Below are 22,257 nucleotides of genomic sequence, written 5' to 3' on the forward strand. Positions count from 1 at the left end.
TAACGCTTGGAGTTGAACATGTGGAACCTTGTTGCTGATGTGGGTGGCACCAATATGCGCTTGGCTGCGATTGCGCCCAGTGGCGAAATCATTGCGCAACACAGGTTCCCGTCGACGGGCAAGCTGGGGGTCGCAGACGCGTGTGCTGTCTTCATGGCGCAGCAATCGGGGTCACCGGCTGGCGTGGCGGTGGCTGCTGCTGGCGTCGTGTCTGATGGTGCGGTAAAGTTAACCAATGCGGGTCAAAAGGTTACATGTTCTGATCTGGCGGCGGCTTGCGGCACTGCCAATGTGCATATTCTCAATGATTTTGAGGGCGCGGCGTGGTCTCTCGCGACGGTGACGGCAGATGATGTTGATGCGCTGCAGGGTCGTTTCGTGAAATCTGATGCTCCGATGCTAATCATTGGGCCTGGAACGGGATTGGGCGTTGGCATGATGGCGCATTCCAACGGGACACCCAATGTGATCTCGGGAGAGGGCGGGCACGTTCGACTTGCCCCTGAAACCCAAGATGAATTTGATTATTTCACGCAGCTGATCGCGCTTTGGCCTGAAATACAGATCGGAACGGGCGTTGCCGTCGAGGCCGAGGCGATCCTGTCTGGAACTGGACTGCCTTACCTTTACAGATCGATTGCCCAGGTGCGCGATCTTCCGATGATCTGCAACACCGCACAGGATATTTTGCAGCATGGACGCGCAGATACTGACCCTATTGCGAAAATTGCCACCGATCTGTTTTGTCGCTGCCTCGGCGCTTTGGCAGGGGATTTTGCGTTAACGGTGGATGCGCGCGGCGGGGTGTTTATCACCGGCGGCGTTGCCTTACCCAACCCTTGGCTGTTCGGAGATGTTTTCATGGAAGCGTTTAACGCGGGTGGACGCCACAGCGGATGGCGATCAAAGATGCCTGTATTCTTGTATAAGAACGATGAATTCGGCCTTATGGGCGCGCGAAACTTTCTGAAGGCGCACGATTTGATGGTGCAGGGGGGGATGCAAGAATGACCCCGCTGAAGGTAGGATTGCTGGGGTTTGGTGGTGCGGGGCAGGTGTTCCATGCCCCGTTGATCCAGGTTGAGCCGGGTCTGCAGCTGTGTAAAATTGGCAGTCGAAATTTTGCCGGAAAACAATTGCCCCAAGGCGTGCAGGGAGCATCCATCCAAGACGTGATTGATGACCCACTGATCGACCTGATCGTGATCGCAACCCCAAATGACAGCCATGCATCTTTGGCGAAATTGGCCTTGTTGGCGGGGAAACATGTGGTGGTGGATAAACCATTCACTGTGACTTTGTCAGAAGCATCTGAACTGGTGACGTTGGCGCAGGAACAACAAAGATTGCTCAGTGTTTTTCATAATAGACGCTGGGACGGAGGATTTATCACGGCACAAAAAATCCTGCCTGATTTGGGGGAAATAAGTTTCGCTGAATTTCACTTTGATCGCTTCAGCCCACAGATCAAGCAAAGGTGGCGGGAAGAGGAAATCGAAGGGGCCGGTATTTTATATGATCTTGGCCCACATTTACTGGATCAGATTATCTGCATGTTTGGTATGCCCAAAGCTGTGATGGCCAACTTGGCGCGGCAACGAAACGGGGCGAAGGTTGATGATTTTTTCCATATTATGCTGGAATATGGTGAGCGGCGCGTTGTTGCACATGCCAGCTCGCTGATGCGTGATCATGCCCCGCGTATTGCTCTGTACGGAAGTGATGCGAGCTTCTTTCAATATGGTTTGGATGGGCAAGAAGTCGCTTTAAAACGCGGTGTTTCCCCCGGAAGTCGCGATTGGGGTCAGACCCTAGGTGGATACGCGCGGTTGATGCGTGCCTCGGGGGCGGAGGAAGAAATTCCCCTAGAAGCAGGGTGTTACGAAGTATTTTACAAAAATATATCAGATGAAATTCATCATGGGCGTTCAACATTTGTAACCGCTGAGCAAGCGTTGGATGTTATGCATGTTCTTATTGCGGCACAGGAAAGCGCTTTGGCACACAAACGAATTTCTTTGTGATACCGGGTTGAAAATCACATTGAAATGATAAATGTTAGCGCTATCATTTTAATTCAAGCCAAACGTAAGGCAACATGGAACGGAAAGTGACCGAATGAACGAGCTAAATCCAACAATTCGAAACGTCACGGAACGGATCATTGAGCGCAGCGCGAAAACGCGCGGTCGATATATGAAACGCATGAAGGCTGCGAAACAGAAAGGGCCTTCGCGCGCACATCTATCTTGCAGTGGTCAGGCACATGCCTATGCGGGTGCGGGTCAAGATCAGGCGGCATTGGTGACGCAAAACGCTGGGCATCTGGGTATTGTAACGGCCTATAATGATATGCTTTCTGCGCATCAACCTTTTGAAAAATATCCCGAAATTTTGCGCAAGGCGGCGCGAGATTTTGGGGCGACGGCGCAGGTGGCCGGTGGTGTGCCTGCCATGTGCGATGGGGTGACACAAGGCGAAGCGGGCATGGAGTTGAGCCTATTTTCACGCGACTTGATCGCGATGGCGGCAGGGATTGCTTTAAGCCACAATACATTTGACGCCGCCGTTTATCTCGGGGTTTGTGATAAGATCGTGCCGGGTTTGGTGATTGCGGCCCAGTCATTCGGACATTTGCCGGCGGTATTTGTGCCCGCAGGCCCAATGGAAAGCGGGATGTCGAACGACGAGAAATCCAAGGTGCGGCAACAATTTGCGGGCGGTGAGTGCAGTCGTGAAACCTTGATGGCCGCCGAGATGGCCGCCTATCACGGACCAGGCACATGCACGTTTTACGGTACGGCGAATACCAATCAAATGTTGATGGAATTCATGGGGTTGCATCTGCCTGGGGCCAGTTTCGTTCCGCCATCCGCCGATTTGCGACAGGCATTGACGTATGAAGCCGCGCAGCGGGCGTTATCCCTATCTGCGTTGGGCGAAGCCTATACCCCAACATGTGAAATCCTTGACGAGAAAGCCTATGTAAATGGGGTTGTCGGGTTGATGGCCACCGGGGGATCCACCAACCTGTTGATCCATTTGATCGCAATGGCGCGGGCTGGGGGGATACTTCTGACATTGCAGGATTTCGCAGAGATATCAGCGATCGTGCCCTTGATGGCACGGATCTATCCGAACGGGCTTGCGGATGTGAACCATTTCCATGCGGCAGGCGGTCTGGGGTTTATGATTGGATCCCTGCTGGACCATGGCTATTTGCACGCAGACACGAAGACCGTGGCAGGCGTTGGATTGCGCCATTACACTAGGGATCCAAAGTTGATCGACGGCGCGCTGGTTTGGCAAGATGGCGACCGACACAGCTTGAACGACAAGATATTACGACCAGCGTCAGATGGGTTTCAACACAGTGGGGGGCTTGTTCAATTGCAGGGCAATCTTGGATCAGCTGTGATGAAAATTTCAGCCGTCGCGCCTGAACATCGATTGGTCGAGGCACCCGTGCGGGTGTTCAAAGATCAAACGTCGGTGAAGGAAGCGTTTAAGCGCGGGGAATTCACCAGTGATGTGATCGTGGTTGTGCGTTTTCAGGGGCCAAAAGCCAATGGCATGCCGGAACTGCACGCTTTGACGCCTGTGCTGTCCATTTTGCAGGGGCGTGGCCATAAGGTTGCGTTGTTGACAGACGGGCGGATGTCCGGTGCATCAGGCAAAATACCGGCCGCAATTCACGTCAGCCCAGAAGCGATGGACGGTGGAATGCTTGCCCGGCTTCAGGATGGCGATATCATTCGGTTGGACCCAGAGCACGGCACGGTTGAAGTCCTGACGCCCGGGGTGGCCGATCGCGACGCGGTGCAACCTGACCTATCAGAGAATGACGCGGGCGTTGGGCGGGAATTGTTCGCAGCTTTCCGCCGCACTGTTGGCCCGGTGACCACCGGTGCCTCTGTTTTTGGAGATATAACATGAATTCACAATTTTCGCGCGATGCGATCCGCAAGACATGCCAATTGGCACCGATCGTCCCGGTGCTTGTCGTCCACGACGTGGCTCATGCCAGACCCTTGGCACAAGCGTTGGTGGATGGGGGATTGCCTGCCCTTGAAGTGACGTTGCGCACGCCTGCAGCCCTTGAAGTCATTGCTGAAATGGCCGCTGTGCCTGGCGCTGTGGTGGGGGCTGGTACCGTTCTAACGGCAGAGGATATACGTGCGGTCCAGGCGGCGGGCGCCCAATTCGCGGTGTCTCCGGGGGCGACAGACGCGTTATTGACGGCCTGTGAAACGGTGCAGATGCCCTTGTTGCCAGGGGCTGCCAGCGCGAGTGAAGCGATGGTATTGCTTGAACGCGGATATGACGTCTTGAAATTGTTCCCCGCAGAAGCCGCTGGCGGGGTGACGATGTTAAAGTCACTTGGCGGGCCGTTGCCTCAGGTTTCATTCTGTCCAACCGGTGGGGTCAACCCAACAAATGCGCCCGACTATCTGAAGTTGGACAATGTCATCTGCGCGGGCGGCAGCTGGGTTGCCCCACAAGATGCGATGGAAGCTGGCGATTGGAAGCGAATTGAGAAGTTGGCCTGCGATGCGTCTGGTATTGGATCGTAAGTCACACATATTCTTGGGCTTAGGTTTGGGCCCGGCGAGAATGACCGATATCCATCCCATCGAGATGACCCTATGGGACGCAAATTTTACTCGAATTGATCACAACTTTCTTTCTGGGCAATCCTATTGAACCTTGGTGACATGCCTGATGCGTTCTGCACAGCCAATCTTTCGTGATATCAATTACTTGTGCTGAATTATAATGTTCGTTTTGTGGTAAGTGGCTGACTTGTATGAAAAATATCATAAAGGGAAAATAAAATCGAACATAAAGCGTTCTAGGGAGAAAGGCTTTCTTCGAGCTACACAAACAGCGGGCTGCCGTGTTGGGGAACATGGATGAAGCTTCGTGACTTGGGTAGTAAAGGGTGGGTTTCTAATGAGTGGTACGGGGCATACGACCAAGAATGTTTTCGCGACGGGCGATCAATATATAGATGGTATCGTTTCGGGATCTGCTTGGGGGGGGACGAATTTTCTGTTCTCTTTCCCAACGAGCGCCACTGAATATAATTATTCTGGTGAAGCTGCGACTTTTCAGACCATTTCTGGGCAACAAAAAAATGCAATCAGAACGATGTTATCCGACGACCATGCGGGAAGTGCCAACAATGGCTTTTCCATTGAAGGTTTCACGAATGTAGCGTTCTCAGAAACAACAGCGGTCAATGCCCATTTGCGCTTTGCGGACTCAAGCCAACCTTCGACCGCTTGGGCATATTATCCATCGTTTAGTAATTCTGGTGGCGACACTTGGTTTGGCAATAGCTCTACATTCAACAACCCTGTTGTTGGGAATTATTCGTGGCTGACCCATATGCATGAGATCGGCCATGCGCTTGGGCTAAAACATGCACATGAAACCAACAGATTTGGCGCTGTACCATCGGAACAAGACAGTTTGGAATACACAGTGATGTCTTACCGGTCATATGTGAATGGGTCGGTCACCAGCGGATATACAAATGAGACCTATGGATATCCGCAAACTTATATGGTGAATGATATTGCAGCCCTTCAACATATGTATGGCGCTGATTTCACGACGAACTCTGGGGACACCACTTACAAGTGGAACCCAGTGTCGGGCGATACCCTAGTGAATGGATCCGTTGGAATTGATGCAAGCGGCAATCGGATTTTCGCTGCCATCTGGGATGGCGGTGGAACGGATACATATGATTTAAGCCTGTATAGCAATGATTTGACCATATCCCTGCAAGCCGGCGGTCATTCGATTTTCAGCAGCGCGCAACAGGCATATCTTGGCGGCGGTAACCACGCCCGAGGTAACATATTTAATGCGCTTCAATTTCAGGGCAACACGGCGTCGTTGATTGAAAATGCAAAAGGCGGATCTGGAAACGACAATATCACAGGCAATCAGGCGAACAATCAGATCGAAAGTGCTGGTGGCAATGATACGATCTATGGCGGGCTTGGGAATGACACCATTTACGGCGGCGTTGGGGATGACAAGCTCTATGGCGAAGACGGAAATGACACCCTGCACGGAGGCATTGGAAACGACAAAGTGTACAGCGGCAAAGGCAATGACACGGTCTATCTGGGCGACGGAGATGACTATGTCAAAGTTGGCGGTGGCCTGGAAAGTTTCTTTGGCGGTGCTGGTAAAGATTACATCAGTTATTACGCCAGTACAGGCGGCGTGACGATCAATCTAGAGACCAATACCGTATCAAGATCCTGGGCCTCAAACGACACGATTGAAGGCTTTGAAAGCGCATCCGGTTCCAAAACCGGTGATGACATTATCTATGGCACGACGGGATCCAACACCATCAGAACCTATGGTGGGAAAGACAAGGTCTATGCCGGCAAAGGCACGGATGTGGTTTACCTCGGAGATGGGGATGATTACGTCAAAGTGGGCGGCGGCTTGGAAAGCTTTTATGGCGGAGCTGGTAAGGATTACATCAGTTATTACGCCAGCACAGGCGGCGTGACGATCAATCTACAGACCAACACGGTATCAAGGTCCTGGGCTTCTAACGACACGATTGATGGCTTTGAAAGCGCATCCGGTTCCAAAACCGGTGATGATATCATCTATGGCACGACGGGATCCAATACGATCAAAACCTATGGCGGGAAAGACAAAGTCTATGCGGGGAAAGGCACGGATAAGGTCGATCTTGGGGATGGCGACGATTACGTGCGGGTCGGTGGCGGCGTTGAAACGTTCATTGGCGGGGCAGGCAAGGATTACATCAGCTATTATGACAGCACCGGAGGGATCACGATTGATCTTGAGGCGAACACGGTCTCAGGGTCTTGGGCATCCAATGATACGATTGACGGTTTCGAAAGCGTATCTGGTTCCAAAACGGGCGGCGACACGATCTATGGCACATCTGGTTCAAACACATTGAAATCATTTGGGGGCGATGATGTGATATACGGGCGCGGTGGCGCGGACCGACTTGAAGGCGGGACGGGCACTGATCTGTTGTTCGGCGGCAGCGGGGCGGATGTGTTTCATTTCGATAAGAACGACGATCACGACACGATCAAAGACTTTGAAGATGACGTTGACACCATTCAACTGGACAATTTCACCTTTGGCGCGGGCCAGGATGCGTTCACCTTTGCAACACAAGTGGGGGTGGATGTGGTCTTCGACTTTGGCAGTGGTGATATGCTTACTGTCGAGAACGCGACAATTTTACAGCTCCAAAACGACTTGGAAATGGTCTGATAATTCGTCAAGCAGCGGCGTTGTCGCCCCGTGCTTGACACGTCTTAAGTTTCTCAAAAACTGATATGCATTGCTGAGATGAAATCCCACTAAACCCATGTTTTACGAGGCCATAACGCCGCGTTCTGTGGTGTTACCTGTCTTGAAGACACGCGTCTCAAGATATGCGCAACAGCCAATTTTGCTAGGGGCAGGGTTGGGTAGGTCTTGAAGTGATGGGCAACAGAGCGCCCGAAAAATGCAGGGGCAATTGCGGCCAATGCAGGATGGGAGCAAAATATGCCAGGTTTCGAAATTTCAATTCCAGCGATTGCCGGGAAAAGGCAGGCGGTGCTTTCAGGGCCACCGATGGCAGGGCTGCGCTTGAACACTGATTGTGTGACCCTAGAGGAAAATGGTGAACTGACGTCGGTGCAAGCACTGGGTGATTTGGGCGCAAACTTAACCGTTGAAGGTGGCGGACCCGCTGTTCAAATGAACCCCGTTGGGTTTCATTTTTCTGCTGGAAAGTATCTTCGTTGGCAAAGTGACGCGGTGGATTGGTATGGGGCTTTGGTCGTTGCCGATATGACTTTGTTGGATGATCCTGTTCAAACGGGTTTCATCCTGAAACTAAGCAGCGCGACCGCAGGGCGTTTCTACTTGCGTTATCTTCATGGTGGTTTTGTAAGTGGGCTTGGACCGGGGAACACCGGTGGCACTTTTGACCAGGTGAATGACTACGGGACACGCCAAGTGCTGGCATTCTTGGTCGAACCGGCGACTGAGGGGATGTCTGCGGGAAGTCAGTTTCGTTTGATGAACGCAGACGGCTTTGAAACGGGGGGCGCAGGCGCGACTGCAATGACCACACTGTCCCTTGATGACGTACAGATTGGGAGCAATGCAAACATGGTTTTGCATGATCTCGCCCTATATCCTTTGTCACCGGATAGGACATTGCCGGGAACCGTCGAAGCATTGTGGAAGCAAAGGCTGACGAATGCGCCACGCGTGTATGCTGTGGGGCAAACTGAGATGCTGCCTGTCAACGGCCAATCCCTTGGGTTGGGACCGATGGCGACTGCGGCAGAAAAGAAGTTTCATAATTTTGCAGACCGTCGCGGTGTGAAGATGCTGTCTGGGCTTGAACGTCTGGATGGGATCTCAGCTGGTGTGATAGGTGCCCGGGACGTGGGTTTTAATCCCGCAATCAGTGCCACGGGGATGGTTCCGTCAAAGATCGCGGGAAACCTTATGGTGGGGCATCCGATTGCAGCAGCGCTTAATAAGATGCGCCAACCTGGGTCACCCGCGATTTTGACTGGCTTTTCGGGATATGCTGGAGAGCGCATCGACAATATGGATGCGGATCCAACAACAGGAAGCAATAGCCTGGTCATTCATGACAATAACGCGCATTGGCTTGGGCAAGCCACGTCTGTAATCGCCTCGCAGGGGCAGCAAGCGATATGCCGTTATACGTTGATGGTACAGGGGCAGGGTGACAAGGACCGATCACCTGGTGTGTGGCGTGACGGGATCGAGCGTTTTCTGGTGGATCATTTGGCCCAATTGCAAAGCGAGATCCCCGGCGTATCGCCAAAACTTGTATTCAGTCAGGCAAATGGAGATTTGAACACCGGGCCTGAGACCTGGCATGTAAAAGCGGAACAATTGCAATACGCGACGGACACTGGGGCTTTGATGGTGCCGTTGTATGCCTATGAAACGGACGATGTGAATGCCATTCATCCGGACGCCGCAGCAACGCTTGAATTTTCTGAGGTGTTTGCCTGGGCGATTTCATGTGACGAAATGGGAGGGCATTGGAACATCGTAAAGCCTGTTTCTACACTGCTGGGAAACACACTTACGCTGACGTTCAATTTAAACGCGGATGAGGGGCTCGTCGCGCATGACCCCGCAAAATATGGCGGCGAGGGGATTGAGGACCTTGGATTTGAAGTGGATGGGGCATCGATCAATGCCACCGTCATTTCGGGAAGCACAGTGACTTTGCAATGCGACGCGGCGCCAACGGCCTGGCGTTACGCGATGCAAAGCCAAGATCTGACAGGCGCAGTGATGCCTTACCCGGCACACCGAGGGTTGCTGCGCACAGATGTGACACGTGTGGGTCCCCTGAGTGGAAAGACACTTTTCCGTTGGATCCCCAGCATTGGCACAACCCCCGTTTGAGCACAGGTTAACCCGCTGTGTCATCCTGTGTCTATTGGCGGAATTCCCACGCGGGCCTCAGGTGGCGTGATCACCAAGCGCGTCGATCAGTGGCTGTAGATCGGCCTCGTAGCGTTTCCAAGCTGCCATTGACGACTTATACATGGGTTGGCGCACCTGATAGACAGACAAAGTATCGACGCGGCGTTTGTTCTGGTGGAAGTTCAAACATGCATCTTCCCAAGGAAGGCCGGCCGCTTCAATCAGGGCGCGGCTTTGGGCTTCTGGGTCAGAAATGAGGTCTTCATAGTGAACTTCATAAAACCGATCCGGTGCGATGTCGCGCCAAAACGCAATGAGTTCATCAAACATCAAGTAATAGGCTGCCAGATCTTCCAAATCATAGCTGTACAGGTGCCGCGCCTCTGAAAATAGGTTCTTATAGATTGACAATAGGTTGTCACGCGGATCCCGGCGCACAACGATGATACGCGCCTTAGGCATCGCCAACCAGACCAAGCCCATCAGCAAATAGGTTTGAATGGATTTGTCGGTGATTTGGTTTGCTTCAGGCAGAATACCGTTAATGTAGGTTTTGTAATCTTCCGCAAGCGCTGTGATCTTCTCTGCACCTACCTCGTCAACATGCGCAGGGCTTGTGGGCATCATCGATGTTTCAAATGCAGAACGCGAGAACCGCCCAAGTTCGCCAGCGCCGGTCATGGTGCTGTGGGTCGCGATGATTTGTTCCACAAGTGTTGTGCCGGATCGTGGCATGCCGGTGACAAAGACCGGCGCATAGTCTTCATCATGATTGGTCAGTGGATGATCGTCGGGGGTGAAATTGGCAAAAATCTTTTTGACCTGATCAATTTCCTTGCGCCGGATCTTGATGTCATAGGGGTGCGTTTCACGTACAATCGCGCTGGCAGCGTTGAGATATGGAAAGACTTGGTCATATTGTTTGCTGTCTTCCATCGCCTTGGATAGCGCATATCCCAGCTGCATCCGGTCGTCAGGTTTCAACGTGTCGCGGGCCCAAACGGCTTTCAATTCATCAATCAGCGGGTCATCTTGGGTGAACATATGAGACGCGCTGAGCGCACGGTAGTTTTGACCGTTTTCTGGTTCCAACCGAATTGCAGCGGACAAGCTGTCGCGGGCTTCTTCAAAACGCCCCATGCTTTGCAGGATTGTTGCGCGATTGCGATGGAAAGACGCAGTATCAGGTTGGGCCTTTAGGGCCTCATCCAGCAGGGCGACTGCGGATTCTGCGTCGTTCAATGCATTCAGGGTTGAGGCTTCAAGATTGATAACCGCAGGAGTGTTCATCCCTGCGCTGCGCGCCTTCTGGATGTTGTCCATGGCCGCCTTATGGTCTTGCACATCGGATTGGATGCGCGCTTTTAGATAAAAGGCGTCGGGCGACTTTGGATCGTGTTTCAACGCCATCTCAAGCGTGTCCAAGGCAAGCCTGGTCTGCCCTTGTTCGAAATAGGCCGCTGCAAGGTTGCGCAAAACACCGGGTGCGGCTGGGGTGAGCGAGCGCGCTTGTTCCAATGCTTGCACAGCATCTTGGTTTCGATTGTGGCGTAGGCAGATGTCGCCAAGTGTGGCCCAGGCTTCAGCGTAGTTGCGATCAAGCTGCGTGGATCTTTTCGCCGCAGAAATCGCGTCGTCAAGGCGGTTGGTGTCCTTCAGAACCGTTGCCAACATATTATATAGTACCGCGACGTTAGGATGTTTCCCGAGAAGGGCGCGTATCAATGCCTCGGCGTCAGAAAAGTTCCCTGTGTTTAGCTTTGCGACAATTGCCTGAAGCTTTGCGGGGGCAATGCCGCCCGTGTCAATTTTTGAGGATTTAGCAGAGGATGAAATACGCGCAGAAATTTGCCTTTGCACGTTCTTCGGCAGGCCTGATGCCGCCAGTTGCTTCAGGGCGCTCGTCGTCGTTGCGGCATCATCCAGACGAATAAGCGCTTCTGTCCAGCGTGTCCAAATTGCACCCTCGCGGGGTTTCAGCTTGGCCGCGGTGGCCAAAGCGCCAGACGCGCGGCGAAAATCGAGCGCCAGTAAATACAGTTCGCCCAGCTGGAAATGTGCCTCAGCTGTTTGTGGGCGGGTCACAATGATCTGGTTCAAAAGCTTGCGGGCCCCATCTCCGTCGCCTTTTGACTTCAGTACAAGTGCTTGCTTGTAAAGGGTAGGGATCTGCTGTGGATTGATCGGAAGCATTGGGACCTCAAACTTTGGTTTCCATTGTCCTATCGCCTTCAATGGGCTACGAAAAGGGCCAATAGCGGATCAAGGGCCATATATTCAGCGACATATGCCCCATGAACGCTTGACTTCTTTCCCCATCCCGTCGATAAGCGCGCTTCATTCCGGGCATTCGCTCGGGGTTTTTTATGACAAACGTCCGAAGGGACGCGCAGTTTAAGGTGCGGTAACGCAGAAACATATGGGGGCAGACCCATGGGCCGGATGACGCGGAAAACAAAGGAATATCAAATGTTTGCGGTTATGAAAACCGGTGGCAAGCAATATAAAGTTCAGTCAGGCGACGTCCTGCGTATTGAACGTATTGCTGCTGTTGCGGGCGAAACTGTCCAATTCAACGAGATTCTCATGGTTGGTGGTTCCGTTGGCACCCCGACTGTTGAAGGCGCTGCTGTTCAAGCTGACGTTATCGACCAGATCAAAGGTGAAAAACTAATTCACTTTGTAAAGCGTCGTCGTAAGCACTCTTCCAAGCGCACCAAAGGCCACCGTCAAAAGCTGACTCTCGTACGGATCACTGAGATCCTCGAGAAAGGCGCTGACAAATCCGGCGTTAAAGCTGCGATCGGTACCGGTTCTGTTCCAGCGGCTGTTGTTGCTGAAATGAACGCGGCTGTTGCACCTGCGATTTCCAAGAAAGGCGCTGCTGCTAAGAAAGCAAAAGCTGCTGCTCCTGCTGAAAAAGCTGCTGCACCGAAAAAAGCGAAAGCTGCTAAAGTTGAAGCACCTGCGGGCGCTGACGATCTTAAGGTTCTGTCTGGTGTAGGCCCGGCGCTTGAGAAAAAGCTGCACGCAGCTGGCGTCACAACTTTCGCACAAATCGCTGGCTGGAATGCTGACGATATCGCTGCCATGGACGAAAAACTGTCCTTTAAAGGCCGCATCGAACGTGAAGGCTGGGTGGCACAAGCCGCTGAGCTCGCGAAATAATCGGATTAAGGAGAGAACCTCATGGCACATAAAAAAGCAGGCGGCTCATCCAGAAACGGTCGCGATTCAGCCGGTCGTCGTCTTGGTGTTAAAAAATATGGTGGCGAAGCTGTCATCCCAGGCAACATCATTGCCCGTCAACGTGGCAACAAATGGTGGCCAGGTGTTGGCGTAGGCGAAGGCAAAGACCACACGCTTTTCGCTGTTACTGAAGGCACCGTATCCTTCAAAAAAGGCTTCAAAGGCCGCACCTTTATTTCGGTTCTTCCAGTGGCGGAGGCCGCTGAATAAGCCGAACCTTTCAGGTTAAGATATTGGGATCGGCTTTCAGAGCCGGTCCCTTTTTTGTTGTGAAATTGTTTCCCTTAACAAAAATTAAATCAGGCTTTGATCATCCATTGGGGAATGGATCACGGGGCCTTGATGTTGAGGGCGTAAAGAGTGAGTGTTTCGGGCTTCACTGCGGAGGGTAAGCAGGGCGCGGGGCGTATAGTTATTAAAGAATATGACGTATTCGGTTTTACTTCTTGTAGTTGTGAAAATTGTTACCAAATATTTACCAGATGGATGGAAAATACGCGTTTGCATGGATGGAGAGCTTTTCGAATGAAAGCTATGTGCATCAAGCGCTTTCCGAAGGAGGAGAGATATGAATATTGAGATCCCGACGTCGGCGGAAGTTTCGACAACGCAAATGATCATCGAAACTGAACGTTTTACTCTGCGCCCGGCACAGAAATCGGACACGGGCTTGATCGAGATGCATGGATCCGACATTCGCGTGGCCCGCAATACGGCGTCCATTCCTCATCCATACCCGCCTGGTGCAGCGGATGCGTTTGTTGCGCGCGCCAATGCCGCAGATCGCACAGAAGATTTATGGGTTCTCGATGGCAGCAAGTCTGGCCACGCAGAAGTGATCGGTGTCATTTCATCGACGCGCCAAGATATGGGCACCCGTATGGGTAAACAATCCGAGATTAGCTATTGGATCGCACCCGCTTTTTGGAATTCAGGTATGGCATCCGAGGCCGTGAACGCGATTTTACAAGCCAACCCCCAGGACTGTGACACTGTTTTTGCAGCTGTGTTTCAGGATAACCCCGCATCGGCACGCGTTTTAACCAATGCTGGCTTTGCCTATATTGGCGATGCGGAAAACTATTCCGTGGCCCGTATGGCCAATGTCGCCACCTGGACCTATGTCAAAAAGCTGAAATAAGTCGCAGCAAAGACGATATTACATTGATCGGGTGCCTTGGTGGCAGCGTGACACTAGGGGGAACTGCCTATATCGCGGACCTAAATTGTCTGCGCCACGGGTCATTTTTCTGGTATTCACGTTTCAAGCCAGACTATACGTAAATCTGGCTCGAAGAATATGGTACAGATCAAGGTAAAAGCGCTGCACGGCTTGAACCCGGGGCACTTGTCCTTTATCGCCAGACCAAGCAGCGGTTGAATGCGCTGAACAAAAGGGCCACGTCATGAAGTTTCTCGATCTTACCAAAGTCTACATCCGTTCTGGTGGTGGTGGCGGGGGCTGTGTCAGCTTCCGTAAAGAGAAATACATTGAATACGGTGGTCCCAATGGCGGTGATGGCGGCAAAGGTGGTTCCGTTTATGTTGAGGGCGTTGAAGGCCTGAACACATTGATCGATTTCCGCTATCAACAGCATTTCTTTGCCAAAAGTGGCATCCCTGGCATGGGCGCACAACGCACTGGTGCGGATGGCGCGGATATTATCTTGAAAGTGCCCGTTGGCACTGAAATCCTAGATGAAGATCAAGAAACCATGATTGCGGATGTGTCTGAGGTTGGTCAAAAAGTTCTGCTGGCCAAGGGCGGCAATGGCGGCTTTGGCAACTTGCACTTCAAATCCTCGACCAACCAAGCGCCGCGCCGCGCAAACCCTGGTCAAGAAGGCGTTGAACGCACCCTGTGGCTGCGCCTGAAATTGATCGCGGATGCGGGTCTTTTGGGCATGCCTAATGCCGGTAAATCCACGTTCCTTGCGGCAAGCTCCAATGCGCGTCCAAAAATTGCGGATTACCCGTTTACCACATTGCACCCAAACCTCGGGGTTGTTGGCGTTGATAACGCTGAATTCGTTGTGGCCGATATCCCAGGCTTGATTGCGGGCGCCTCGGAAGGGCGCGGGATTGGTGACCGTTTCTTGGGCCATGTTGAACGTTGTTCCATGCTTTTGCATCTTGTCGATGGCACCTCTGATGATGTGGTTTCCGATTACGAAACCATTATCGGCGAACTTGAAGCTTATGGCGGTCATTTGGCGGATAAACCACGCGTGACAGCTTTGAATAAGGTCGACGCGCTTGATGAAGAAGAACGCGCTGAAAAGCTTGCCGCGCTTGAAAAAGCGTCTGGCGGAAAAGTGATGCAAATGTCGGGCGTCAGCCAAGAAGGCCTGCTTGATGTTTTGCGTGCCGTGCGTGGCGAGATCGAAGAGGATCGCCTGCGCATTAAGCAAGAGGAAGAAGGAGGGGAACCCGAGGCATGGCGTCCTTAACTGAACGCCTCGACGGTCTACGCGGGGCGAAAACCCTTGTTCTTAAGATTGGTTCAGCGCTGTTGGTGGATGCAACCACTGGCCGCCTGAAAGCGGCATGGCTGCACTGTTTGGCAGAGGATGTCGCGGCAGCACACGCACGTGGCAGTCAGGTTGTTCTTGTGTCGTCTGGATCAATCGCTTTGGGGCGCCAAGTTTTGGGCTGGCCTAGGGGGCCGCTTTCGCTAGAGAAAGCGCAGGCCGCGGCGGCGGTTGGTCAAATTCGTTTGGCCCGCGCCTGGGAAGAAGCGCTTGCAACGCATGCAATTACAACCGCGCAGGTTCTGGTCACGTTGGAAGACAGCGCAGATCGTCGCCGTTACCTCAATTCTCGTGCCACTTTGGCGCAATTACTGGCGGCAGGGGCTGTGCCGATTGTGAATGAAAATGACACCGTCGCCACGGATGAGATCCGGTTTGGTGATAATGATCGTTTGGCGGCGCAGGTCGCCGTGACCGTCGGTGCGGATCATCTGATACTTTTGTCTGATGTGGACGGGCTGTATTCCGACAATCCACAGATCAACAGTGACGCAGAACACTTTGAAATCGTGCGGGAAATTACACCCGAAATTGAAGCCGTTGCAGGTGAAGGTGTGTCCGGCCTGTCAAAAGGCGGCATGAAAACAAAGATCATGGCTGCCAAGACCGCCATGCAAGCGGGCTGCGCGATGTTGATCGCCCAGGGTGCTGCTTTGCGGCCGATACAGGCCATTTTGGACGGCGCGCGGGCCAGTTGGTTTATTCCGCAGACTACACCGCAAGCCGCGCGCAAGGCGTGGATCGCGTCGATGAAATGCCAAGGCGTCATTTCGGTCGATGCGGGGGCTGCCAATGCGCTCACGTCGGGGAAAAGTCTTCTTCCCGCGGGTGTCAGCAAGGTTTCAGGTCGATTCCATCGTGGGGATCCCGTCGAAATTTGCACATCTGATGGGCGACAACTTGGTGTTGGGCTTGCTGGATATTCTGCCGTGGAAGCGGAACAGATTGCAGGCCATAAAAGCGCCGAAATTTCTGAGATTTTAGGATATGATGGCCGCGCTGCCTTGATCCATCGTGATGATATGGCATTGCAATAAGGCCCGAGACGGGAACAGAAGGATAAGCAGATGACAACAGATAATATTCCCGCTTTGATGGCCGAGATTGGCCACCGCGCCAAAGATGCAGCAACGGTACTTGCGATGGCGACATCGGATGCCAAAGTAAAGGCACTGAATTTCTCTGCGGATGCGTTGATCGCGAATATGGACGATCTGATTGCCGCCAATGCGAAAGACCTGGCTTTTGGACGTGATAAAGGCCTGCCTGACGCAATGATGGATCGACTTCTGCTAGACGCTGATCGCATCACCGCGATGGCGAATGGTTTGCGTGCAATCGCGGCGCAAGATGACCCCGTAGGCGAGGTGATCGCCGAATGGAACCAGCCATCCGGGCTAAATATTCAACGTGTGCGCACGCCGCTTGGTGTGATTGGTGTGATCTATGAAAGTCGCCCAAATGTCACGGCAGATGCGGGGGCATTGTGTTTGAAATCTGGCAATGCAGTCATTCTGCGTGGCGGGTCAGAAAGCTTGCATTCGGCGACAGCTATTCGCAATGCGATGGCCCAAGGGCTGCGGGCCGCTGGGTTGCCTGAAGACGCAATTCAACTGGTGCCGACACGTGATCGTGCCGCTGTTTCTGAAATGTTAACCATGACCGATACCATTGATGTCATCGTGCCACGGGGGGGCAAAGGCCTCGTGGGGCTTGTGCAACGCGAAGCGCGCGTCCCTGTTTTTGCCCATCTTGAGGGGATTTGCCACATCTACGTGGATGCCTCGGCTGACCCACAAAAAGCCATTGATGTTGTATTAAACGCGAAAACACGTCGCACCGGCATTTGTGGCGCGGCGGAATGCTTGTTGGTCCATAAGGATATCGCGGATGGCCTAGGGCAGGCGATTGTTGATGCCTTGAAAGATCAGGGCGTTGAGGTGCGTGCAGAAGGGCTGGATGGGTCACGCGTAGCGGATGCAGATGATTTCGGGAAAGAATACCTTGATATGATTATAGCCGCGAAGGTTGTCGACAACGCACAAGCCGCGATTGCGCATATTCGTCAATTTGGATCGGGTCATACGGAAAGCATAATCGCTGAAGACGAGGCGGTCGCACAGCAGTTCTTTGCCCAGCTGGACAGTGCTATTTTGATGCAGAATACATCCACGCAATTCGCTGATGGTGGTGAGTTTGGCATGGGCGGGGAAATCGGCATTGCGACAGGAAAGTTGCATGCACGCGGCCCCGTTGGTGCCGCGCAATTGACCAGCATCAAATATTTGGTCCGCAGCGATGGCGCTGTTCGGGCGTAAGGGGCTGGTAAAGTTTAGAACTGAACAACGATCCCAACATCTTCGCCGACCTCAAGCGTAAGAACGCGTCCCGCTTGACCGGCGGCTTGCGGCGCAAGTGCAAATTGGACCTCGGACGGTTTGAGAGGGAAATCTGCCGAAGGATTTGAAATGACTTCCCAAAGCTCGGGATTGATTTTCATTTTCTCGGCGCGTCCAGAAATTTTCCAACCAGACGCATCTTCTGTAATGCTGATGGTGCCACCAAATGGCATTGCTGTTTCAAGGCATTGCAACAGCAGAAAAGCCAATTTTGCATCACAGCGATCGGGATCAGCGCCAATTCTCCAATCGATCTGTACGCGAGACGCAGCAGAATAATCCTTTAATATGTTTTGGATCTCGCTGTTGGAAATGCCTTGCCCCCGGGTGGCCGTGCCAAATGCTAGTCTAAAATATCGGATGCGCGCATTGGCGTGGGCAACACTTTCCGAGATCAGCATAATTTCAGCGCTGCCATTCGTGCCAGATTGTCCAGCCATTTCCAACAATTCCACGCCGTTGCTGATCGCGCCAATCGGGCTGATCAGGTCGTGACAGATACGCGATCCAAGTAGATCAGCGAGGGTGGCATCTGATTGTGTCATGAGGGGCCCTTCAGGATTAGGTTGTATATGCTCTTTCTTATACCGACTTTTGATTGAGCGTAAAACGAGGTGACGTGTTGCATTCCCCAAATTCCTTGCAGAGTGTAAATTAATGGTTAATGGATGACCGGGAAACGCAAGGTTTTGTTCCCATGTGAAGGTTTTTCGTGCCGCGCGGGAATGGGGGTGGTGACATCTAGGCGCCCTTGCCAATTTCCGCCAGTCGCACTAAAAACAGCTGACATTCTGAACAGGATAGAGTTTCAAGTATGGGTACGAAGAATACACAGTTTGAATGTCGTCTTGCCCAAACACCCGGTGAGCTCGAAGCAGCGCAACGCTTGCGATATCGCGTTTTTGTCGATGAGTTGGGCGGTGATGGCACGCTGGTTGATCACGAACAAAAGCTCGAGCGTGATCGATTTGACCCGTTCTTTGATCATCTGCTGTTGCTGGATCACAACCGCGATAACCACCCAGATGGCCCTGTCGTTGGGGTTTACCGCTTGATGCAAGGCGAGGCCGCCAAGCGTGCAGGCAGCTTCTATTCAGAAAGCGAATATGACCTGGCTGCATTGAAGTCATCCGGGCGTAAACTGTTGGAATTGGGGCGTAGTTGCCTGCATGAAGAATACCGTGGCGGGATGGCTATGTATCATCTGTGGAACGGTTTGTCGGCATATGTTCATGAACACGAAATAGAGGTGCTGTTTGGCGTCGCAAGCTTTCATGGTGTGGATATTGACCCTTTGAAAGAAGCATTGTCTTTGCTGCATCACAATCATCTCGCACCAGAAGATTTGCGGGTACGTGCACAACCGACTGCGTTCCAATCTATGAATTTGATGGCAGCGGATGAGATCAGCCGCAAACAAGCGATGTTATCCATTCCCGCGTTGATTAAGGCCTACCTAAGATTGGGCGGTTTTGTTGGTGAGGGGGCGTATATCGACCATGAATTCAACACCACAGATGTGTGTTTATTGATGGACACGAAACGTATGAATGCGCGTAAAACAGGTCTGTATGATCGCAGGGCGCCCTAATGGCGCGCTGGGAAAAAGAGACCGATGGCGATCTAAATGATGTGATGGGCACAATCCCGCTTTGGGGGTGGGCGCTTGCCTTGGTCCGGGGTATTTTCGTTGCGTTGATTTTGCTCTCTGGTGTTGTCCTTACGGTGATTTTACGGCTTCCAGAAAAGCTGTTATTTGGCGCGGGTCGCCCCGTCACGCCAGGAATTACCACATTGGTTTGTCGTGCAGTTCTGGTGGTGATTGGCCTACGTTTTATCTTTCGTGGAGCGGTGATGAAGCAAGGCGGTGCAGTTGTTGCCAATCATGCGTCTTGGCTAGACATCTTGGTGCTAAATGCACGCAAACGCATCTTTTTCGTGTCCAAGTCTGAAGTGTCCGCATGGCCTGGCATTGGATTTCTGGCGCGATTGACCGGCACCGTATTTATATCCCGCAACGCAAGGGATTCGGCGGTGCAAACCAAAACATTCAATGATCGGTTAAGCCAAGGCCACAGATTGTTGTTTTTCCCGGAAGGAACGTCAACAGATGGTTTGCGAGTTTTGCCTTTTAAATCAACGCTTTTTCAGGCGTTCTTTGCGCAGGAATTGCGCGAACAAATGGCGATTCAGCCGGTTACGGTGCTCTACAATGCGCCGGCGGGAAAGCCAGATGATTTCTATGGATGGTGGGGTGACATGGACCTTGGTCCGCATCTGTTGAAAGTGCTTTCAACGCTCAGCAGAGGCACTGCAACTGTGATTTGCCACACGCCGTTGCATGTTCGGGATTTTTCGGGGCGTAAAGAACTGGCTATGGCCTGCGAAAAGGCTGTTTCAAACCCTTTTAATCAATAACTTAGGTTACTCTGTTAAACCATTTTTGCGTGCGAGAACGGATGAACTTCCACAGCTCTGGTGCACCTTTTGCGACCTTCACGCCAACCCGTCGGTCGATCTGATCCATGGTGACGTCGTAGTCCTTCCATGATCCGCCACCTGCCGCCATATTTTGCAACAAGGGTTGAACGCGGTCGATAGATTTCGCAAAAACCGCATCCGGGCTTTGAGCGGCCTCAAATTCGTCCCACAACGCGCGAATTTCATGGTTTTGCGCGTCAGGAAGAAGGCCGAACAAACGTGCCGCAGCCAATTGTTCCTTAGCGTTCTGTGCCGCCGCATCAAAGTCGCCATGTATGGGGGCGTCGCCTGCGTCAACTTCGACAATGTCATGGATAATAAGCATTTGCGTGACGCGGTTGATGTTCACATTCGCCGCGGACTGATCCGCAAGGGTCGGCGCATAAAGCGCGATGTGCCAGGAATGCTCGCCAGAATTCTCGCGCCGACTGTTATTCGCGATCGGCGTGGCCCGCAAAACAGACTTAAGCTGATCTGCCTCAAGCAAAAACGCCAAACGCTGGCCAAGGTCGGACGCGCGTTGCGTCGCAGTTAGGGTGCCATCGGTCATGTCGCGCGCATATTGCCAAAGTGCGGGCCATGCCTCGCGCAGCCAAGATGCCCGCCCTGTGCTTAAGGTTTCATTCGCGATGTCACGATGCCAGTCAATCGGTGTGTCCGGCGCAACGGTTTGAAACACGGGCTGGATGTGATCCAACATTTTCGCATATTGCGCTGTGGGCGTCGCGCAGGCTTCGAATTCAGTCCAAGTCGCGCGAAAATTGAGGGCAATATCATCCGGCAAAAGCCCATAGATCCGATCCGCTGCCAGACGTTCGTTTATCGCAACTTGTTCCCAATCATGTTTTTCATGAATCGGGTGATCACCCGCGTCGATTTCGACGATGTCATGCAGCAAAAGCATTAGAATAGCTCTGTTGATATCGACATCGGGGCCTGCGTCTGGCGCAAGGATCAGTGCAAATAACGCCAAATGCCATGAATGTTCGGCTGAGTTCTCGTGCCGGGACAGATCGATCAGGCAATTTGATCGATCAATTGATTTAAGGCGGTCAATTTCGTCAAGAAAAGCGAACTGCGCGGTCAAACGATCCATCAGCGACCAGTCGGTTTGGCGGGTGGTCGCCCCGTGATCGCTTGGATGCTCGCGGCTTTCACTGCTGGATCAATACGAACTGCCGCTGTCGGCGCAGGTGGCTGCGGGGCAGTTTGCCTGGCTTCCGCCGCCGCAATCGCGTCAAACTTTTGTTTCAGGAAGGCGCGGGCTTGTTCGCCGGCCAACCGAACCCGAATTTCGGTCAGAAAGGCCTCTTCCAAGGTTTGTGATGAAGCGCCAAGAACCTTGGCGACTTCATAATACATCCGGTCTTCACCGGTTTTCTTCATCAGCTTGACGGTATCATCAGCCAATTGCGCGGCAATATCGTCAAGTGTTGCCATCAGCGTGTGGTCTCTGTCAGGCGACGACGCACATAAGTGTCAACGGAATCCAACATGGTATCCATGTGAGGTTCTTCAAAGAAATGGCCAGCGCCTTCAACTTCTTGGTGGGTGACGGTGATGCCTTTTTGCTCATGCAATTTGTTCACAAGCGTATGCGTGTCAGCCGGTGGGGCGACGCGGTCAGCGGTGCCATTGATCACCAATCCGGAACTTGGGCAAGGGGCAAGGAAGCTGAAGTCGTACATATTGGCCGGGGGGGACACGGACACAAATCCGGTGATCTCAGGACGACGCATCAAAAGTTGCATGCCAATCCAAGCCCCAAAGGAGAACCCAGCGACCCAACAATGTTTCGCATTGGTGTTCATAGACTGTAGATAGTCCAACGCGCTTGCCGCATCAGACAATTCGCCCACACCTTGGTCATATTCACCCTGGCTGCGGCCAACGCCACGGAAGTTAAACCGCAACACTGTGAAGCCCATTTTATGGAACGCATAGTGAAGGTTATAAACCACGCGGTTGTTCATCGTGCCGCCGAATTGCGGATGCGGATGCAAAACGATCGCGATTGGCGCGTCTTTTTTCTTTTGCGGGTGGTAACGGCCTTCGAGACGGCCCTCTGGACCAGGAAAAATTACTTCGGGCATTTAAATCCT

General features: G+C 52.7%; 19 protein-coding genes. 14 read left to right on the plus strand and 5 right to left on the minus strand.

The window, feature by feature from the left end; genetic code table 11:
- Nucleotides 1-18: 18 nt before the first annotated feature.
- The 6 genes from RJ38_RS06260 to RJ38_RS06285 all read left to right on the plus strand — a co-directional run bounded on the left by RJ38_RS06260 (nucleotide 19) and on the right by RJ38_RS06285 (nucleotide 9,474).
- Nucleotides 19-1,011 carry a glucokinase gene (locus tag RJ38_RS06260; protein ID WP_052245234.1) on the plus strand — a complete coding sequence of 331 codons (993 nt, stop codon included), beginning with the start codon at nucleotides 19-21 and terminating at the stop codon, nucleotides 1,009-1,011.
- Nucleotides 1,008-2,024: an oxidoreductase gene (locus tag RJ38_RS06265; protein ID WP_039018029.1), complete on the plus strand. Its 1,017-nt coding sequence runs from the start codon at nucleotides 1,008-1,010 to the stop codon at nucleotides 2,022-2,024. The genes RJ38_RS06260 and RJ38_RS06265 overlap by 4 nt, the downstream gene beginning before the upstream one ends.
- Nucleotides 2,025-2,118: 94 nt before the next feature.
- Nucleotides 2,119-3,936 (plus strand): phosphogluconate dehydratase, encoded by a 1,818-nt coding sequence (gene edd / locus RJ38_RS06270; protein ID WP_039018030.1) that lies wholly within the window; start codon nucleotides 2,119-2,121, stop codon nucleotides 3,934-3,936.
- Nucleotides 3,933-4,574, plus strand: a complete 642-nt coding sequence (locus RJ38_RS06275) for a bifunctional 4-hydroxy-2-oxoglutarate aldolase/2-dehydro-3-deoxy-phosphogluconate aldolase (RefSeq protein WP_052245235.1) — start codon at nucleotides 3,933-3,935, stop codon at nucleotides 4,572-4,574. Before edd ends, RJ38_RS06275 begins: the two co-directional genes overlap by 4 nt.
- A 349-nt stretch (nucleotides 4,575-4,923) precedes the next feature.
- The gene (locus RJ38_RS18040; RefSeq protein WP_156121779.1) at nucleotides 4,924-7,293 is read left to right on the plus strand and encodes a M10 family metallopeptidase; all 2,370 of its coding nucleotides are present in this window, start codon (nucleotides 4,924-4,926) and stop codon (nucleotides 7,291-7,293) included.
- A 279-nt stretch (nucleotides 7,294-7,572) separates the two neighbouring features.
- On the plus strand, nucleotides 7,573-9,474 hold the full coding sequence (locus RJ38_RS06285) for a hypothetical protein (protein ID WP_039018031.1): 1,902 nt from the start codon (nucleotides 7,573-7,575) through the stop codon (nucleotides 9,472-9,474).
- A gap of 57 nt (nucleotides 9,475-9,531) precedes the next feature.
- On the opposite strand, the gene RJ38_RS06290 is transcribed toward RJ38_RS06285, so the two are convergent.
- Nucleotides 9,532-11,688, minus strand: coding sequence for a tetratricopeptide repeat-containing sulfotransferase family protein (locus tag RJ38_RS06290; protein ID WP_039018032.1), 2,157 nt, complete (start codon nucleotides 11,686-11,688; stop codon nucleotides 9,532-9,534).
- Nucleotides 11,689-11,964: 276 nt separating this feature from the next.
- Here RJ38_RS06290 and RJ38_RS06295 point away from each other — a divergent pair, with 276 nt between their 5' ends.
- The 6 genes from RJ38_RS06295 to RJ38_RS06320 all read left to right on the plus strand — a co-directional run bounded on the left by RJ38_RS06295 (nucleotide 11,965) and on the right by RJ38_RS06320 (nucleotide 17,593).
- Nucleotides 11,965-12,663: a 50S ribosomal protein L21 gene (locus RJ38_RS06295; RefSeq protein WP_039018107.1), complete on the plus strand. Its 699-nt coding sequence runs from the start codon at nucleotides 11,965-11,967 to the stop codon at nucleotides 12,661-12,663.
- 21 nt (nucleotides 12,664-12,684) lie between these two features.
- Nucleotides 12,685-12,954: a 50S ribosomal protein L27 gene (gene rpmA, locus RJ38_RS06300; RefSeq protein ID WP_039018033.1), complete on the plus strand. Its 270-nt coding sequence runs from the start codon at nucleotides 12,685-12,687 to the stop codon at nucleotides 12,952-12,954.
- A 358-nt stretch (nucleotides 12,955-13,312) separates the two neighbouring features.
- Nucleotides 13,313-13,885, plus strand: coding sequence for a GNAT family N-acetyltransferase (locus RJ38_RS06305; protein WP_052245237.1), 573 nt, complete (start codon nucleotides 13,313-13,315; stop codon nucleotides 13,883-13,885).
- Between the two features lie 265 nt (nucleotides 13,886-14,150).
- Nucleotides 14,151-15,194, plus strand: a complete 1,044-nt coding sequence (gene obgE / locus RJ38_RS06310) for a GTPase ObgE (RefSeq protein ID WP_039018034.1) — start codon at nucleotides 14,151-14,153, stop codon at nucleotides 15,192-15,194.
- Nucleotides 15,182-16,312: a glutamate 5-kinase gene (gene proB, locus RJ38_RS06315; protein ID WP_039018035.1), complete on the plus strand. Its 1,131-nt coding sequence runs from the start codon at nucleotides 15,182-15,184 to the stop codon at nucleotides 16,310-16,312. The genes obgE and proB overlap by 13 nt, the downstream gene beginning before the upstream one ends.
- A 30-nt stretch (nucleotides 16,313-16,342) precedes the next feature.
- On the plus strand, nucleotides 16,343-17,593 hold the full coding sequence (locus RJ38_RS06320) for a glutamate-5-semialdehyde dehydrogenase (RefSeq protein WP_039018036.1): 1,251 nt from the start codon (nucleotides 16,343-16,345) through the stop codon (nucleotides 17,591-17,593).
- 14 nt (nucleotides 17,594-17,607) lie between these two features.
- Here the strand turns inward: RJ38_RS06320 and RJ38_RS06325 are convergent, their stop codons facing one another.
- Nucleotides 17,608-18,219 carry a histidine phosphotransferase family protein gene (locus RJ38_RS06325; RefSeq protein WP_039018037.1) on the minus strand — a complete coding sequence of 204 codons (612 nt, stop codon included), beginning with the start codon at nucleotides 18,217-18,219 and terminating at the stop codon, nucleotides 17,608-17,610.
- 269 nt (nucleotides 18,220-18,488) lie between these two features.
- Between RJ38_RS06325 and olsB the strand changes: the two genes are divergently transcribed.
- Both olsB and olsA read left to right on the plus strand, forming a co-directional pair.
- Nucleotides 18,489-19,265: an L-ornithine N(alpha)-acyltransferase gene (olsB, locus tag RJ38_RS06330; RefSeq protein WP_039018038.1), complete on the plus strand. Its 777-nt coding sequence runs from the start codon at nucleotides 18,489-18,491 to the stop codon at nucleotides 19,263-19,265.
- On the plus strand, nucleotides 19,265-20,092 hold the full coding sequence (olsA, locus tag RJ38_RS06335) for a lyso-ornithine lipid O-acyltransferase (protein WP_039018039.1): 828 nt from the start codon (nucleotides 19,265-19,267) through the stop codon (nucleotides 20,090-20,092). Before olsB ends, olsA begins: the two co-directional genes overlap by 1 nt.
- 1 nt (nucleotide 20,093) lies before the next feature.
- On the opposite strand, the gene RJ38_RS06340 is transcribed toward olsA, so the two are convergent.
- The 3 genes from RJ38_RS06340 to RJ38_RS06350 are packed head-to-tail and all read right to left on the minus strand — an operon-like array spanning nucleotide 20,094 to nucleotide 22,248.
- The gene (locus RJ38_RS06340) at nucleotides 20,094-21,251 is read right to left on the minus strand and encodes an HD domain-containing protein (RefSeq protein ID WP_039018040.1); all 1,158 of its coding nucleotides are present in this window, start codon (nucleotides 21,249-21,251) and stop codon (nucleotides 20,094-20,096) included.
- A complete protein-coding gene (locus RJ38_RS19505) occupies nucleotides 21,251-21,595 on the minus strand; it encodes a hypothetical protein (protein WP_420319411.1) in 345 nt (114 codons plus the stop codon). Before RJ38_RS19505 ends, RJ38_RS06340 begins: the two co-directional genes overlap by 1 nt.
- Nucleotides 21,595-22,248 carry an alpha/beta hydrolase gene (locus RJ38_RS06350; protein ID WP_039018041.1) on the minus strand — a complete coding sequence of 218 codons (654 nt, stop codon included), beginning with the start codon at nucleotides 22,246-22,248 and terminating at the stop codon, nucleotides 21,595-21,597. Before RJ38_RS06350 ends, RJ38_RS19505 begins: the two co-directional genes overlap by 1 nt.
- Nucleotides 22,249-22,257 lie beyond the last annotated feature (9 nt).

Origin of the sequence: Halocynthiibacter namhaensis, from assembly GCF_000812685.1 — a bacterium.
GTDB classification, from domain to species: domain Bacteria; phylum Pseudomonadota; class Alphaproteobacteria; order Rhodobacterales; family Rhodobacteraceae; genus Halocynthiibacter; species Halocynthiibacter namhaensis.

Coding starts and splice junctions, on each gene's coding strand:
- rpmA (WP_039018033.1), top strand. CDS start 12,685: ATGGCACATAAAAAAGCAGGCGGCTCATCCAGAAACGGTCGCGATTCA.
- RJ38_RS06285 (WP_039018031.1), top strand. CDS start 7,573: ATGCCAGGTTTCGAAATTTCAATTCCAGCGATTGCCGGGAAAAGGCAG.
- edd (WP_039018030.1), top strand. CDS start 2,119: ATGAACGAGCTAAATCCAACAATTCGAAACGTCACGGAACGGATCATT.
- RJ38_RS06305 (WP_052245237.1), top strand. CDS start 13,313: ATGAATATTGAGATCCCGACGTCGGCGGAAGTTTCGACAACGCAAATG.
- proB (WP_039018035.1), top strand. CDS start 15,182: ATGGCGTCCTTAACTGAACGCCTCGACGGTCTACGCGGGGCGAAAACC.
- RJ38_RS06265 (WP_039018029.1), top strand. CDS start 1,008: ATGACCCCGCTGAAGGTAGGATTGCTGGGGTTTGGTGGTGCGGGGCAG.
- RJ38_RS06295 (WP_039018107.1), top strand. CDS start 11,965: ATGTTTGCGGTTATGAAAACCGGTGGCAAGCAATATAAAGTTCAGTCA.
- RJ38_RS06325 (WP_039018037.1), bottom strand. CDS start 18,219: ATGACACAATCAGATGCCACCCTCGCTGATCTACTTGGATCGCGTATC.
- obgE (WP_039018034.1), top strand. CDS start 14,151: ATGAAGTTTCTCGATCTTACCAAAGTCTACATCCGTTCTGGTGGTGGT.
- RJ38_RS06290 (WP_039018032.1), bottom strand. CDS start 11,688: ATGCTTCCGATCAATCCACAGCAGATCCCTACCCTTTACAAGCAAGCA.
- RJ38_RS06340 (WP_039018040.1), bottom strand. CDS start 21,251: ATGGATCGTTTGACCGCGCAGTTCGCTTTTCTTGACGAAATTGACCGC.
- RJ38_RS19505 (WP_420319411.1), bottom strand. CDS start 21,595: ATGGCAACACTTGACGATATTGCCGCGCAATTGGCTGATGATACCGTC.
- olsB (WP_039018038.1), top strand. CDS start 18,489: ATGGGTACGAAGAATACACAGTTTGAATGTCGTCTTGCCCAAACACCC.
- RJ38_RS06260 (WP_052245234.1), top strand. CDS start 19: ATGTGGAACCTTGTTGCTGATGTGGGTGGCACCAATATGCGCTTGGCT.
- RJ38_RS06350 (WP_039018041.1), bottom strand. CDS start 22,248: ATGCCCGAAGTAATTTTTCCTGGTCCAGAGGGCCGTCTCGAAGGCCGT.
- RJ38_RS06320 (WP_039018036.1), top strand. CDS start 16,343: ATGACAACAGATAATATTCCCGCTTTGATGGCCGAGATTGGCCACCGC.
- olsA (WP_039018039.1), top strand. CDS start 19,265: ATGGCGCGCTGGGAAAAAGAGACCGATGGCGATCTAAATGATGTGATG.
- RJ38_RS06275 (WP_052245235.1), top strand. CDS start 3,933: ATGAATTCACAATTTTCGCGCGATGCGATCCGCAAGACATGCCAATTG.